The sequence below is a fragment of the Halospina sp. K52047b genome, assembly GCF_008709855.1.
GTDB lineage: Bacteria > Pseudomonadota > Gammaproteobacteria > Pseudomonadales > Oleiphilaceae > Halospina > Halospina utahensis_B.
In genome coordinates this window covers 122,875-137,408 of sequence record NZ_VYJH01000002.1, presented here as the reverse complement: position 1 = coordinate 137,408, position 14,534 = coordinate 122,875, and the positions used below count along the sequence as shown (strand labels likewise).

16 protein-coding genes are annotated in these 14,534 nt (G+C 63.4%); 4 read left to right on the top strand and 12 right to left on the bottom strand.

What is annotated here, in order from left to right; genetic code table 11:
* Nucleotides 1–52: 52 nt before the first annotated feature.
* The 8 genes from fabG to F3089_RS03050 are packed head-to-tail and all read right to left on the bottom strand — an operon-like array spanning nt 53 to nt 6,299.
* On the bottom strand, nt 53–793 hold the full coding sequence (fabG, locus tag F3089_RS03085; RefSeq protein WP_151439395.1) for a 3-oxoacyl-ACP reductase FabG: 741 nt from the start codon (nt 791–793) through the stop codon (nt 53–55).
* Between the two features lie 25 nt (nt 794–818).
* Nucleotides 819–1,760 (bottom strand): ACP S-malonyltransferase, encoded by a 942-nt coding sequence (gene fabD, locus F3089_RS03080; RefSeq protein ID WP_151439394.1) that lies wholly within the window; start codon nt 1,758–1,760, stop codon nt 819–821.
* Between the two features lie 19 nt (nt 1,761–1,779).
* Complete coding sequence (gene plsX, locus F3089_RS03075; RefSeq protein WP_225741656.1) at nt 1,780–2,784, bottom strand: phosphate acyltransferase PlsX; 1,005 nt, start codon at nt 2,782–2,784, stop codon at nt 1,780–1,782.
* Between the two features lie 7 nt (nt 2,785–2,791).
* Nucleotides 2,792–2,971 carry a 50S ribosomal protein L32 gene (gene rpmF, locus F3089_RS03070; protein ID WP_077531533.1) on the bottom strand — a complete coding sequence of 60 codons (180 nt, stop codon included), beginning with the start codon at nt 2,969–2,971 and terminating at the stop codon, nt 2,792–2,794.
* A 36-nt stretch (nt 2,972–3,007) separates the two neighbouring features.
* Nucleotides 3,008–3,574: a YceD family protein gene (locus F3089_RS03065; RefSeq protein ID WP_151439393.1), complete on the bottom strand. Its 567-nt coding sequence runs from the start codon at nt 3,572–3,574 to the stop codon at nt 3,008–3,010.
* A gap of 41 nt (nt 3,575–3,615) precedes the next feature.
* Nucleotides 3,616–4,650, bottom strand: coding sequence for a S49 family peptidase (locus F3089_RS03060; protein WP_151439392.1), 1,035 nt, complete (start codon nt 4,648–4,650; stop codon nt 3,616–3,618).
* 15 nt (nt 4,651–4,665) lie between these two features.
* Nucleotides 4,666–5,325, bottom strand: coding sequence for an HAD family hydrolase (locus F3089_RS03055; RefSeq protein WP_151439391.1), 660 nt, complete (start codon nt 5,323–5,325; stop codon nt 4,666–4,668).
* On the bottom strand, nt 5,322–6,299 hold the full coding sequence (locus F3089_RS03050; RefSeq protein WP_151439390.1) for an RluA family pseudouridine synthase: 978 nt from the start codon (nt 6,297–6,299) through the stop codon (nt 5,322–5,324). The genes F3089_RS03055 and F3089_RS03050 overlap by 4 nt, the downstream gene beginning before the upstream one ends.
* A gap of 647 nt (nt 6,300–6,946) precedes the next feature.
* Here F3089_RS03050 and rne point away from each other — a divergent pair.
* Both rne and F3089_RS03040 read left to right on the top strand, forming a co-directional pair.
* Nucleotides 6,947–10,069, top strand: a complete 3,123-nt coding sequence (rne, locus tag F3089_RS03045) for a ribonuclease E (RefSeq protein ID WP_151439389.1) — start codon at nt 6,947–6,949, stop codon at nt 10,067–10,069.
* Nucleotides 10,070–10,078: 9 nt separating this feature from the next.
* A complete protein-coding gene (locus tag F3089_RS03040) occupies nt 10,079–10,618 on the top strand; it encodes a YecA/YgfB family protein (protein WP_151439388.1) in 540 nt (179 codons plus the stop codon).
* Here the strand turns inward: F3089_RS03040 and F3089_RS03035 are convergent.
* Nucleotides 10,606–11,484, bottom strand: a complete 879-nt coding sequence (locus F3089_RS03035) for a PHP domain-containing protein (protein ID WP_151439387.1) — start codon at nt 11,482–11,484, stop codon at nt 10,606–10,608. The two genes, F3089_RS03040 and F3089_RS03035, sit on opposite strands and share 13 nt — an antisense overlap.
* A gap of 112 nt (nt 11,485–11,596) precedes the next feature.
* Here F3089_RS03035 and F3089_RS03030 point away from each other — a divergent pair, with 112 nt between their 5' ends.
* Together F3089_RS03030 and F3089_RS03025 are read left to right on the top strand one after the other, a co-directional pair.
* The gene (locus F3089_RS03030; protein ID WP_151439386.1) at nt 11,597–11,896 is read left to right on the top strand and encodes a YciI family protein; all 300 of its coding nucleotides are present in this window, start codon (nt 11,597–11,599) and stop codon (nt 11,894–11,896) included.
* Between the two features lie 65 nt (nt 11,897–11,961).
* Nucleotides 11,962–12,651, top strand: coding sequence for a TIGR04211 family SH3 domain-containing protein (locus F3089_RS03025; RefSeq protein WP_202405640.1), 690 nt, complete (start codon nt 11,962–11,964; stop codon nt 12,649–12,651).
* Nucleotides 12,652–12,663: 12 nt separating this feature from the next.
* Here the strand turns inward: F3089_RS03025 and F3089_RS03020 are convergent, their stop codons facing one another.
* The 3 genes from F3089_RS03020 to F3089_RS03010 form a co-directional block, all read right to left on the bottom strand.
* Entirely contained in the window at nt 12,664–12,975 is a 312-nt protein-coding gene (locus F3089_RS03020; protein ID WP_151439385.1) for a PilZ domain-containing protein, read from the bottom strand.
* Nucleotides 12,976–13,064: 89 nt separating this feature from the next.
* Nucleotides 13,065–13,547 carry a ribonuclease E activity regulator RraA gene (gene rraA / locus F3089_RS03015; RefSeq protein ID WP_192497274.1) on the bottom strand — a complete coding sequence of 161 codons (483 nt, stop codon included), beginning with the start codon at nt 13,545–13,547 and terminating at the stop codon, nt 13,065–13,067.
* Between the two features lie 41 nt (nt 13,548–13,588).
* Nucleotides 13,589–14,512, bottom strand: coding sequence for an alpha/beta fold hydrolase (locus F3089_RS03010; protein WP_151439383.1), 924 nt, complete (start codon nt 14,510–14,512; stop codon nt 13,589–13,591).
* Nucleotides 14,513–14,534: the final 22 nt, after the last annotated feature.

Below are 14,534 nucleotides of genomic sequence, written 5' to 3'. Positions count from 1 at the left end.
GGAGGGGGCTGACCGGAAGCCGTACCCGCCCTGATGACGGGAACGCCCTCCTTCAGTTCATGTACATGCCACCATTGACATGGATTGTCTCGCCATTGATGTAGGCTGCCCCTTCAGAAGCGAGGAACACGGCCAGATCGGCCACTTCCCCCGCCTCACCGAGACGGCCTGCCGGAATGGCTGACAGCATGGCATCACGCTGGCTTTCGTCAAGCTCCCGCGTCATGTCCGTTTCGATGAAACCCGGCGCAATGGCATTGACGGTGATACCACGGCTTGCCACTTCCCGCGCCAGGGAACGGGTCATGCCCTCGATGCCCGCCTTGCTGGCGGCATAGTTCATCTGCCCGGCGTTGCCCATACGGGCAACCACCGAACTCAGGTTGATGATGCGCCCGGTGCGCGCCTTCATCATGCCCTTGAGCACAGCCTGACTGGTGCGGTAGACCGCCGAGAGATTGGTGTTGATCACCTCGTCCCAGTCATCGGGCTTCATGCGCATGGCCAGACCATCCCGCGTCACGCCGGCATTGTTGACCAGCACCGTTGGCGGTCCGAACTTCTGGCCAATCACCTTGATGCCCTCGGTGACGCTCTCCGCATCACCCACATTCATGACCACACCATCACCCTGCCAGCCATTCTCGCTGATACGGCCGGCAATGGCGGACGCGCCGGATTCCGATGTTGCTGTTCCGATCACCGTGGCACCGGCGCGGGCAAAGCGTTCCAGAATCGCGCTGCCGATGCCACGGCTGGCGCCAGTCACCAGGACCACCTGTCCTTCCAGCATCCTTTTCTCCCGTTGAGCGTCGCTGTCAGGCGCCTTCGCGAACCGCTTCCAGCGCCTTTGTCATCTGTTCGGGGGTCTCCGTGGGATGACACCCCATGCTGCGGTCAATGCGCCGCGCCAGCCCCGACAGCACCTTCCCGGGGCCGCATTCGGCCATGACGCCGACACCCTGTTCGCCCATGTAGCGTACGGATTCGGTCCACCGCACCGGCGAAATCAACTGCCAGTAAAGGTTCTCACGGATGGAGGCGGCGTCGGTCACCACCCCGGCGGTCACGTTCTGAACCACCGGAATGGCCGCGTCCTGAACGCTCACGCCCGCCAGCGCCCCGGCCATGCGATCCGCCGCCGGCTGCATCAGCGCACAGTGAGAGGGCACGCTGACATCCAGAGGCATGACTTTCTTCGCCCCCTCTTCCCGGGCGCGTTCAATCACCCGGTCCACTGCTGTTGCAGAGCCAGCAATGACCACCTGCCCGGGGGCATTGAAATTGACCGCCTCAACCACGCCCTCGGAGACATGCTCCTGGCAGAGACTGATAACGGCCTCGTCATCCAGCCCCAGGATCGCGGCCATGCGCCCTGCGCCTTCCGGCACGGCATGCCGCATGGCATCGCCACGGATACGCACCAGGTCGACGGCGTCGGCAAAATCCAGGCACCCCGCAGCCACCAGCGCGGAGTATTCCCCGAGACTGTGCCCCGCCAGATAATCCGGCCTGGGGCCGCCCAGATCCTGCCACACGCGCCACAACGCAACGCTGGCGGTAAGCAGTGCCGGCTGGGTCACATCGGTACGGTTCAGCTCTTCCGCCGGGCCCTGCCGGCAGAGTTCGGCCAGATCGTAACCCAGCACGCCGGAGGCCTGCTCAAAGGTCTGCCCGACCAGCGGCCACTCGGCAGCTGCCTCGTCCAGCATTCCAACGGACTGGGAGCCCTGACCGGGAAACACCAGTGCTGTCGTCATCTGTCCTTCCTGTTCTGTTCTAGAATTCAACCTGTTCCAGCAAGTCCCCGAGCCTGCGCGGCAGTTCATGCTCGACCTCACGGGCCGCCTGTTCAATGGCTGCCACCAGTCCGGTCACGTCCGCATTGCCGTGGCTTTTGATCACCACGCCGCGCAGGCCGATGAAACTCGCGCCATTATGCCGTGCGGGATCCAGGCGCCGCTTGATCCTGCGTAACACCGGTGCGGCCAGGGCCGCGACCAGGCGTGAATACCAGCTGCCCGCAAAAGAACGCCGTATCAGATCGCCGACCAGTTCCGCCACGCCCTCTCCGGTCTTCAATGCCACATTGCCGACAAAACCGTCACACACCACCACATCGGCGACGCCCCGGAAAAGGTCGCTGCCTTCAATATAGCCGATGTACCCGGATTGCTCCCGCGTCTGCAGCATATGGCCCGCCAGCCGGACCTGCTCATTGCCCTTGACGGCCTCCTGGCCCACGTTGAGCAGCGCCACGCGGGGCTCGCGGATACCGTCCACGGCCTGGGCCATGAGGCGCCCCATCAGGGCGAACTGCACCAGATGCTCGGCGCTGGCGTCCACATTGGCGCCCAGGTCCAGCACATAACAGTGGCCGTCATGGAAGGGGATGCGCTTGATGATGGCGGGGCGTTCAATGCCCGGCCAGGTCTGGAGGGTGTTGCGGCCCAGGGCCATCAGTGCACCGGTGTTGCCGGCGCTGACACAGGCATCGGCGCCGCCGCTGCCGACCAGCGCGAGCGCACATGCCATAGAGGACTGCTGGCCATGGCGCAGCGCATGGGAGGGACGCTCCTCCATGGTGACCACGTCGGGGGCATCCTGGATCTCGATGCGGTCGTGGCCCGCAGACAGAAAGGCCTCGAGTTCCGTGCGCCTGCCCAGCAGCACGACCCTCAAGGCCCTGTTATTCGAAACGGCGATTTCCGCGGCGCGGACCACCGGCTCACAGCCGCGGTCGCCACTCATGGCGTCAACGGCGATGGTGGTCTCAACCGCCACCGGTCACTCAGTCTTCCGGTGTTTCGATCACCTTCTTACCCCGATAGAAACCATCGGGGGAGATGTGATGCCGACGATGCACTTCCCCGGTAGTCGGGTCCATGGAAAGCGCGGGCTTGCTGAGCCCGTCGTGGGAGCGACGCATACCGCGCCGTGAACGGGTCTTGCGATTCTTCTGAACGGCCATAGCAGATTACTCCTGGAGTCGTGCTTTTCTCTTGAATTACGAATCCGTTCCGCCCTGATCCTGCCCCCCACTGCCAAGGCCGGCCAGTACACGGAACGGGTTGTCTGTATCATGCTCGCGCGCCTGAGCAACAGCGTCGTCGGCATCCCGGTTGATGCGTTCCAGCGTGGTGGATGCGCTGCAGCCTGCCTCCTCATGCACCGGATAGTCCGGCAGGCTCATGATGAGCTCATCCTCCAGAAGATCATGGATCGGCAGCTCCCGCTGCCCCGCCACCATGGGCTCAAGGCTGGCCGGCAGCTGCTCTGCCATCACCTCTGTGTCCACCACGCCCACCCGGAAGTCTGACTCCACCGGCAGACGCATGGCCTCGAGGCATCGCTGGCACAGTACCACCAGCTCCGCCCGGACCCAGCCTTCGATGACGCGACGCCGCTCGTCATCAAAAAAGAACGCCAGCCTGACCGCCGCCTCGCCTTCTGTTTCCAGAATCAACGGCTCCAGCCGGTTCATACCGGCAAGGGCCAGACTGCCCTCTTTTACGGTCCCCTGTTCGAACGGCTTCAGCGCATCGACCGACAGGGGTATCTCCGGGTTCGACATAAGGCCGCGATTCTAGGGTGCCCACCGTTGATTGTCAAAGCTCAGCGCAGCACAGGGCCGCTGTTGATGAGCGTTTCCGTAACACCCTGCCCGACCGAGCTGCCCAGGTCACGCATGATCCGCTGGAATGGTGACGGCTCATAACTGTAGTCCACGATTTCCTCGGCACCGACCACATTGCGGGCCACCTGCCCCGGGGAGTTGAAGCTGTCGACCAGCCCCAGCTCGCGTGCCCTCTGGCCAGTCCAGATGAGCCCCGAGAACAGATCCGCCTCGGATTCCTTCAGCTTGTCACCCCGCCCTTCGCGCACACGCTCGATGAACTGGTCATGGGTGCGGTCCAGCACACTCTCCCAGAACGCAACCTGTTCCGGATCCTCCGGCAGGAAGGGGTCCAGGAAGGCTTTGTTCTCGCCCGCTGTGTACAGCCGGCGCTCTATGCCCAGTTTCTCCATCGCGCCGGTGAATCCGAAGCCACCGCCACGCACGCCAATGGAACCAACCAGGCTGGAGGGATTCGCGTGGATCCGGTCAGCGGCGGCGGCAATGTAATAGGCTCCGGACGCTCCGATGTCCGAAATCACCGCGTGCACCTTCTTGTCGGGGTACTCGTCACGCAGCCGGTTGATGGCCTGATAGACGTAATCGGCCTGGACAGGACTGCCGCCCGGGCTGTTGATGCGCAGGATCACGCCTTTGGACTGCTCCGCCGAGAAGGCGTTCTCCAGCGCGGTCACCAGATTGTCGGCACTGGCATCCTGGCCCTGGACGATCGCACCCTCCACATCCACCAGCGCGGTATGGGGCCCGCCTGCGCCAGGTGTGAGATCACCAGAGCCGAAGGGTGACCCGAACGTGAACAGAAGCGCGAACAGGTAGAGCAGCCCCAGCGTCTTGAACAGTATGCCCCAGCGCCGGCTGCGACGCTGCTCCGCCTGCATCGACATCATGGTCTTCTCGATCAGGCGCCATTCCTTGGAGTCCTCCCGGGCCTCCTGGGTACGTCCTTCCGGTCGCTGAGCGGATTCTTCCCGCGTCACGCCCCATTCCGCATTTTCCGAATCCCACTCGGACATGGTGTCTCCTTGCAGTTATTCACGGGTGCCGCCGGAAGCCATCAGCTCCCGCAGCTTTGAGATGTCAGAGGCAATGGCCATGGGGTTGTGTGCCGAAAGCTGCTCCTCCGAGTGCACCCCCCAGGTCACGCCAATAGCCGGCATGCCGATGCGGCTCGCCATTTCCATGTCGTAGATGGTATCACCGACCATCACCATGCGCTCCACGGAGGCACCAGTTTCGGACACAATCTGGCGCAGCATCAGAGGGTCGGGCTTGGAGGCGGTCTCATTGGCACAGCGGGTCAGAGGGAAAAACCGCCCCAGGCCGCTTGAGCCCAGCGCCCGATCCAGCCCAGGCCGGCTCTTACCGGTGGCCACCGCGAGCATGGGGCCACCATGCAGCGTTTCGAGCAGCTCATCCACCCCCTCGAACAGATCCGCCGGTGTGGTATCGCGCTGAAAGAAATACCGGGCATAGACCTCGCGCAGCTGTGTCATCTCTTCACGGGTGATGCCCGGCCAGAGCTGGCTCAGCGCCTCTTCCATGCCCAGCCCCACAATATGGCGCAGCGCCTCGCGCTTACGCACCGGATAACCCAGATCCCCTGCGGCCAGCTCAAGACTGTCCGCGATATGGTCCACGGAATCAATCAGGGTGCCATCCCAGTCAAAGATCACTACGTCAAAGTTCATTGGCGCTTTCCCAGTCGCTGAATCTGCGCTTCGAAATCATCCGGAACCGGCGCTTCAAAAGTCACTCTTTCGCCCGCGGGCGTCTCGAACGTCAGCTGCTGGGCGTGCAGCATCAGCCGGTCACCACCGCCCCGCTGCCAGGCCGCCTGCGACGCTCCGTCAAGATACTTGGCATCCCCCGCGACCGGGCACCCCTGGCAGGCCGCATGCACCCGGATCTGGTGCGTACGCCCAGTCAGGGGCGTGGCCTCCAGGAGGGTGTAGCCTGAAAAACGCTCCAGAACCCGGAAATCCGTCCGCGCCGCCTTGCCCTGGTCGGCGCTGACCCGCACCAGCCGCTCGCCGGTCCCACCGGTGACCCGCTGCAGGGGCGCCTCCACGCGATTCACCGCCTGCGGCCACTCCCCGACTACCAGTACCCGGTAGACCTTGTGCGTACTCTTCTGCCGGAACTGATCCTGCAGTGCCTTGAGGGCGGAACGGCGCCGGGCTACCAGGATCAGCCCGGACGTGTCACGGTCCAGCCGGTGCACCAGCTCCAGGTAACGATCATCGCGCCCGGCACGCAGGGTCTCAATCAGCCCGAAATTCACACCACTGCCACCGTGCACCGCGATGCCCGCGGGCTTGTTCACCACCAGAAAATCCGGTGCCTCATGCAGAACCGCCGCTTGCATGCGCCGCTGCACCCGACGGCCCGGCTGGGCACGATCCGGCTTCTGCTCGGGCTCATGCAGTGGCGGCACGCGGATCGAGTCACCGGCAGCGATACGATAGTCAGGCTTGACCCGCTTACGGTTGGCCCGCACGGCCCCCTTACGGATCACACGATAGATGACGCTTTTCGGAACGCCCCGGAAACGCCCCATGAGGAAGTTGTCGAGACGCTGTCCGGCCCACTCCGGCGCCACCTCCAGCCACTGGACCCTGGGTCTGGATTCGGCGCTGTCATGGCTGCCCGGGTGCCCTGGCATTATGTGTTTCTCCTGGGATGCGGAGCCATTCCGCAGCTCGTTGATGAGGCAGGGGATTACTGCTATATTGACTCTGTTTTCCCACTCCGCTCGGCCGACGATCTTGGCCGGCTGGACTGGCGGAACACGGTCAGCGATTGAATCCGCAATTATAGAGCCTTCGGGCCCGGTATGAAACGAGCAGCGGACGCACCGGTTCCACCTGGCAGGAAAACAGCGAGAGCCAACAGAATCACACAGGCGCGCGTCTGAGTCCTTTCACCCGCTGGCCGGAGCTCAGGAGGCTCCTCCGGTGGACGGTCACGGAAACTGAGAACAACGCGCGTCGTGATGGGTGTTCCGCCCGGCTGGAGTCAAGGCCGGAGGAACTGATGTCAATCCGGGCGGAAGCGCGCGGCAGGGTCATCGCAACGGTTTGAAAACACAGAAGCACCGGTTCGGGCTGTCCTGATCATGAATATGACATAAGACCTCGTAGCCGGTACGGGACAGACTTCGGTGGCATGCGGCCACAGAACCGCATGCCTCAAGCACGGGGTGGCCATAGAAGGCCCCCCGGCTTTGCTGAAGCGGGCGGACGCAGGCCCGCTGTCTCGTCATTGCGCCCCGCACCGCTTCCGTCGCAGAACGATGGAAGTTTGTTCCACATGAAAAGAATGCTGATCAATGCAACTCACGAAGAGGAGTTGCGTGTCGCCCTGGTCGATGGCCAGCGTCTGGTCGATCTTGATATCGAATCCAGCACCCGCGAACAGAAGAAGTCCAACATCTACAAGGGCCGCATCACCCGCATCGAGCCCAGCCTTGAAGCAGCCTTCATTGATTACGGTTCCGAACGCCACGGCTTCCTGCCCCTGAAGGAAATCGCCCGCGAATACTTCAGCAAGGCCCCGTCCGATATTGATGGCAAGATCAACATCAAGGACGTGCTCAACGAGGGCCAGGAACTGATCGTCCAGGTCGACAAGGAAGAACGCGGCAACAAGGGCGCAGCCCTGACCACCTTCATTACCCTCGCCGGGCGCTACCTGGTACTGATGCCGAACAATCCCCGTGCCGGCGGCATTTCACGCCGCATCCAGGGGGATGAGCGCAGCCAGCTCAAGGACGCCATGTCCGGGCTCAAGGTGCCCAAGGCCATGGGCGTGATCGTCCGCACAGCCGGGATCGGCCGTGAAACCGAGGAACTCCAGTGGGACCTGGACTACCTGCTGCAGTTCTGGGACGCCATCACCCAGGCTGCGGAAGCGCGCAAGGCCCCCTTCCTGATCTACCAGGAAAGCAACGTCATCATCCGTGCCGTGCGCGACTACCTGCGCCAGGACATCACCGAGGTGATGATCGACTCCCCGAGTGTGTACGAGGATGTCCTCAATTTCGTACGCGCGGTCATGCCCTCTTTCGAAAACCGGATCAAGCTCTACACGGATGACATTCCGCTGCTCAGCCGGTACCAGATTGAGGCGCAGATCGAGACCGCCTTCCAGCGGGAGGTATCCCTGCCTTCCGGCGGCTCGTTGGTGATCGACCCCACCGAGGCACTGGTGTCCATCGACATCAACTCCTCGCGTGCCACGCGCGGCGGTGACATCGAGGAAACCGCCTTCCAGACCAACCTGGAGGCCGCGGACGAGATCGCACGCCAGCTGCGCCTGCGTGATATCGGCGGTCTGATTGTCATCGATTTCATCGACATGTCCCCCAACCGCCACCAGCGCGAAGTCGAGCAGCGCATCCGGGAGGCACTGGAGCTGGATCGCGCCCGGGTCCAGCTTGGCCGCATCTCCCGCTTCGGCCTGCTGGAAATGTCGCGCCAGCGGCTGCGGCCCTCACTGGGCGAGACACGCAGCGAGGTCTGCCCACGCTGTAATGGCCAGGGTTCCATCCGCAGCATGGAATCCCAGGCGCTGAGCATCATGCGCCTGATGTACGAGGAATCCTCCAAGGACAAGACCGCGGAAGTAAGGGCACTGGTGCCGGTCACGGTCGCTGCCTTCCTCCTCAACGAGAAGCGCGACGAGATCAACGCCATTGAGCGGCGCGAGAACGTGCGGGTACGGGTCATCCCCTCCCAGAACCTGGAGACACCCCATTTCGAGGTTCAGCGCCTGCGGACCGATGACACCGAAGTCACCGTTGGTGAAGCGAGCTTCGAGATCGCTGCAAGGCACGAAGACGAGCCGGAAGACGCCTGGTCCGTTGGCCAGAACACGGGCGAGCGGGAAGAAGCTGCGGTGAAGGCAGTTACCCCCGCCAACCGCACCCCTGCCCCGGAAGCCAAAGCCGAAACCCCGGAAGCCGCTGAGCCGCTTGGGTTCTGGCAACGGGTTGGGCGCAAGCTCCAGACCATGTTCGCGCCACAGGAAGAATCCGGCAGCCCCCAGCAGGAGACCGGTTCAGGCACCCAGCGCCAGGACAATAATGCCTCCGACCGGAAACAGGGTCAGAGCGGTGACAGCCAGCAGCGTCAGCAGGGGGGCAGCCAACAGCAGAGTGGCCGTCAGGGCCAGGATGGCAACAACCAGCGCGGCGGCCAGAACAGGCGCCGCCGTGGTGGTCAGAACCGCAACCGGGGCCAGGGCCAGCAGGATTCGGATAACCAGCAGAAGTCCGGTGGCAAGCAGGACGGCGGCAAACAGGAAGGTTCCGGCCAGGGTGGCAAAGGCGGCGGCAATCAGTCCCGCCAGTCCGGTAAAGGCGGCGGCGGACAGAAATCCGGTGGCGACCAGAAGTCCAATGCCGACCAGAAGTCCAATGCCGACCAGAAACCCAAGGCCGACCAGAAGCCGAAGGGCGAGCAGAAATCCGGTTCCGACCGCAAATCCGATACCGACCCGAATGCCGGTGGCGGAAACAAAGGCGGCAGTAACGACGGCAGCCCCCAGAAATCCAAGGGGGGAGGTAACCGTCGCAATCGTGATTCGGACCGTGACGAGCCGCAGAAGGAGGAGTCCTCTGACAAACAGTCCCAGGGCAGCGGCAATAAAGCCCCTGAGAGCAATGGCGACGACCAGGGCCGCTCGGACAACCGCAGAAAGAACCAGAGTCGTGGCGGCTCCGGTGGCAGAAACCGCAACCAACAGGAAAGCGCCGAGGACGAAACACCGAACCCGGAATTCCAGCGCCCCCGCCGGCCCCGCCATAAGAACGGCAAGCCTGCTGATCAGGAATCCGCCGAGAGCGTGAAAACGGAAACCGGAAACGCCAAGGCAGAGAGGGAATCCGGCGCTGGCTCCGAGGGGCAATCCGAAGCCCCCAAGGCAAAGCAAAGCGCCGCAAAAGCTAAGGAGACCCCGGCTGCCGAAAAGGATGCGGGTTCCGCTAAGGAAAGCGCCGCTGAAAGCGCACAACAGAAACCCTCCAAGGCGGCCACTGATAAGGCAACCTCAACCGATGAGGCGCCTTCTGCCGGGACCGAAGCCGGGAAACAACCGGAAGCGGAGGGCCGTGGCGAGCCTGCCAGTGGCGCCGACGAACCCGCCAGCGCCCAGGCGGATGAAACAACGCCCTCCACGGAGGCGTCCGGTGCCCCGTCTCAAGCAGAGCCCCAGACAGAGACTGCTCCCCAGGCTGAATCGGCATCCGCCGCGCCTGAGCAGCCAGCCGCAGCGGAAACCGGAACCGCTGAGGCGGAGAACAGCCCGGCGGAGGATGAGGTTCACCTGGACCCGATCAAGGGGCGCGCCTACAACGATCCCCGGGAGATCCGCCGGCGTCAGGAGGAGTTCCGCAGGGCCCGCAACCAGGCACAGACCAACGAACAGGAGTGAAACCAGGTTATGCTGACTGATCAGGACGTGGAAACCCTGGAATCAATCCTGTTCGCCCCCGGACAGGGCGATGAGGCACTGGATGTGTTTGGCCTGCACGGCGTGGTCACGGCCTCAGTCGTGGGGCCGGCACCGGTGTCGGCGGAGCGCATCCACGCGATTGCCACCGGCCAGCCCGAGGCCGGTGGCGACGCCATGCCCGACGAGTTCGGGACACTGGTATCGCGGCTCGCCAGGACCATCCAGCAGGAGCTGGAACAGGGTCAGACGCTGGAGCTGCCCGAACCCGAGGATGACGACACCGCCGAGGAGGCGCTTGAGAACTGGTGTGCCGGTTTCACAGACACCTTCCTGCTGGATGAGGATCAGTGGCTGGGCGAGGACGAGGAAACGGTGGGACAGCTGATGACGCCTATCCTGACCCTCTCAAACCTGTTCGATGATGAAGCCTTCCAGCAGGCCCGCAGGGACCCCAAGCGCCTGGCGGACTATGCCGACGCCATACCGGAACTCCTGACGGATCTCTACCTGCACTATCATTCGCCCTGAAGACGGGCCTGTGTTTCCCTGCGGAAGTGCCGCCAGACCGGGTCAGGCCCGGCGGGCAGTTCCGGAAGGCGGCCCAGCTCCGACCAGGGCCGCTCCGGCCAGTGGAAGTCACTGCCCCCGGAAGCCCAAAGCCCACCATCCAGGCACAGGCGCGTGAGATAGCCGCTATCCTGAGGCGAATGGCCGGCACTGAGCACCTCCAGAGCCTGACCTCCCGCATCCAGGAACGCCTGTACCAGCTTCCTCAGCTTATTGTTGGTCAGCCCGTAACGGCGGGGATGCGCCAGTACTGGAATACCACCCGCCTCACGGATCCATCCAACAACCACTGCCAGTTCCGGCCAGCAGGTCGCCACGTCTCCCACCTTCCCGGTTCCCAGATAACGCTGGAACGCCTGCCGCTCCCCGGGGACCACGCCAGCATCAACCAGCGCCCGGGCAAAGTGGGGGCGCCCCGGAACACCGGCTGCCAGATCCCGTGCCTGTTCCAGCACCGAGGGCAGACCCTGTTTCCGGAGCCGCTCGTCAATGGTGCCCGCGCGCTGGTGCCGGACACTCTCCTGCCCTTCCAGCACCTGCAGAAACCCCGGCTCGTCCGGATCGAAATCCAGGGCCACTACATGGATGGTCTGGCCACGCCAGAGGCAGGACAGCTCCACGCCGCTCACCAGGTGCATGCCGTCAGCCACAGCCGCCTCCCGGGCCTCGCCCATACCGGCAATGGTGTCATGGTCGGTCAGCGCCAGGACGCCCACACCGTTCTCCGAGGCGCGGGCCACCACTGAGGCCGGTGAAAGGCCGCCGTCGGAGGCGGTGCTGTGGCAATGCAGGTCCGTTAGCAGCGGACTGTGTCCGTCGATGTGCATAATACTCCGGGAAATAAGGCGCCGTGCCGGGATTGGCGTAAAGACGGGGGCAGCTTATCATAGGCGGCTGTTGCCACTCATACGCACCCGTTATTCCAGGCAGGAGATCCCTATGTTCTACGCCATCATCGCCAACGATGTCGCAGACAGTCTTGAGCGCCGCAAGCAGGCCCGTGCTGCGCACCTTGAGCGCCTTGAGGCTCTCAAGAGCGAAGGGCGCCTGCTCATGGCCGGCCCCTTTCCGGCCGAGGATACCACTGAGCCGGGAGAAGCTGGTTTCACCGGGAGCCTGGTGGTAGCAGAGTTTGAATCCCTGACCGCGGCACAGGCATGGGCCGATGCGGACCCCTATGTGGAAGCCGGAGTTTACGAGAAGGTTACAGTCAGACCATTCAAACCGGTACTCCCCTGAGCCTCACTGGGCAAGGCGAATACGCTGTGGCAGAATCCGGACTTCGTTTAACAGGGAATAACATCATGACCCCACAGAAAGGCATGAACAGAGCATTACGTTGCATCGTGCCGCTGCTGCTTGTGTTTGCCTCCGTGGCACAGGCTCAAACCAAGTATGTGGACGACGTGATCTACGTCCCCGTCCGCACCGGTCCGGGCAACGAGTACCGGATCATTGAGTCCGCCCTGCGCAGCGGTACCGCTGTAGAGGTGCTGGAGGAAGATGAGGAGACCGGCTACTCGCGCGTGCGCTTTGGTGATGGTGAGGAGGGCTACATCGCAAGCCGGTTCCTGAGTTCCGAGCGCATCGCGGAAGAACGACTCCAGGATGTAAAGCAGCAACTGGCCAGCACTGAAGAGGATCTCTCCGGAGCACGCTCACAGCTGGAGGAGACCCGATCTAAGCTCGAACAGGTTCAGCAGGAGAAACAGTCCCTGGAATCGGAACTCAGTGAAACCAGTGACGAGCTGGAGCGCATCCGGTCCATCTCCCAGGACGCGATCAACCTCGAGAAACGCAACCGCGAACTGCGCGAGGAACGCCAGGAGCTGCGCAAGGAGGTTGAGCTGCTGACCAACGAGAACCAGCGCCTCGAGGACAGCCGTGAATCCAGCTACCTCCTCACCGGTGGCGGCCTGGTGATTGCGGGCATTTTCATTGCGGTTATCTTCCCGCTGCTCAAACCCAGTCGCAAGAGCGACAACTGGGCCTGACCATGGTCAGGCTCAGCGTTTGACCTCCTCGATCCGCAGACCCACCCGCCAGCGGCCGCCATCAATCGACTCGCTCCTCAGCACGGTGGCAACGGTCTCGAACGGCGGAAAATCGGGGTTTTTTGAGGGCAGCGAGGTGTGCACCCGCTGCCCCTCAGCCAGCTCCCGTTCCATCTCTACCGCCATGCCCGTGGCGCTCAGGTCCACGCAGCGTCCTTCCATACGCTGATCGCTGCCCTCCTCGAAAAGCTCAATCACCGTATCCACGTGCATACGGATGAAATCGCGCTTCTCGGAGGTATCCCGCATTGAATCTCCAGTCATGAGATTGTCCCGTCCCAAGGTTGTTATTGTTACTGGTTCAATACGTTATACCGGGAGGGGGCAGCAGGCGTCAAAGATTAAGGCGCCTGTTACACGGAGACTTCCGGCAGCGGCTCGGCGGATACGATGATGCCGTTGTTGTCGGCATAGACGTAATGACCGGGTTCAAAGGTGACACCGCCGAAACTCACGGCCACGTTAAGATCTCCCAGACCACGCTTTTCACTCTTGCGCGGGTGGGTGGCCAGGGCCTGGACACCGATGTCCGTCTCACCGATCACGTCCACATCGCGGATGCAGCCGTAGACAATCACGCCCTGCCAGCCATTCTTCGACGCCTTCTCCGCCAGCATGTCACCCAGAAGGGCGATGCGCAGCGAACCGCCGCCGTCGACAACGAGAACCCTGCCATGCCCCTCCTTGCCAACCTGCTCCTTGACCACGGAGTTGTCCTCAAAGCATTTCACGGTCACGATCTCACCACCAAAAGCGCTGCGCCCGCCCAGGTTAACGAACATGGGCTCCACCACAGCCACTTCCGGATGCTCATCCACAAGATCCGGTGTAACGATTGTCTCTTGCGACACGATTTCCTCCTGATCCAGTTGCGATTTCAGTCAATACTGTCCGCCCGCAGGTCGCGGGTATGTTCTGTCAGCCAGGCGCGGATGTCATCCTGAAGCGCCGTTCCCAGGACACTCTGACCGGCGGCGCTTCTGCCCCCTTCCCCCGGCCCCAGGGTGTGGCGGACCTGTCCGCCAAGATTGCCCGCGAAACCGCGCACAGTGGCCTCATCATCCTCGACACCGACCACCAGACCCGGGCAGCGGATGACGCGCAGCCCCTCGTGGGTGGGGTGTCCCTTGCCCCTGCGATAACGTTTCTGGGTCCGGTAAAGGTCCCGGAACAGGGCGCTGGGCTCATCCTCCGGCCCCCAGCCGTGCAGACCGCCAAGGAAACGCTGGCGACGACGGAGCCCCAGTTTCTCGCCCATGGTGGCCTCGGATTCCGTCCAGTGGGCATCCGCCCGACCGGGGTCCACAAAGACCGCAGCGGGCACCAGGCGCAGAAAGCGATGATTGTTGATCAGGGCATGCGCCAGCATGCGGGCACCAAGCCCCTGCCCCAGCCAGGCCGGGGGCACGCCGCTCTGCTCTTCCACGAACCGCTGCACCGGAGGAAGGTCCTCCTCCGCCAGCAGCGCAATGTGACCCAGGGCCCAGTCGCGGTTACGGGGGGACATGCCATGGCCGCGCATCTCCGGCAGCCAGACGTCAAATCCGTAACGGGCAAGCAGCCCCGCCAGACCCTCCCCTCCGGGCGAGAGCCACTGGCGTTTGTTCTGGAACTCCCGGTGGATGAGCACCACCGGCACGCGCCGGCCCTGCCAGGCCGGATCACGCACCCGCGTCACGGCGATGCGGACACTGGGATCCGGACTCACGCCCGGGTTCAGCAGATACACGTCCTCATAGAGGTCAGCGGCCATTTCGGTGGCCGACAGCGTCACCGGAAACAATCGGCTGCTGCTCTGCATACCCGCCTTCCTCAAGCCTGCC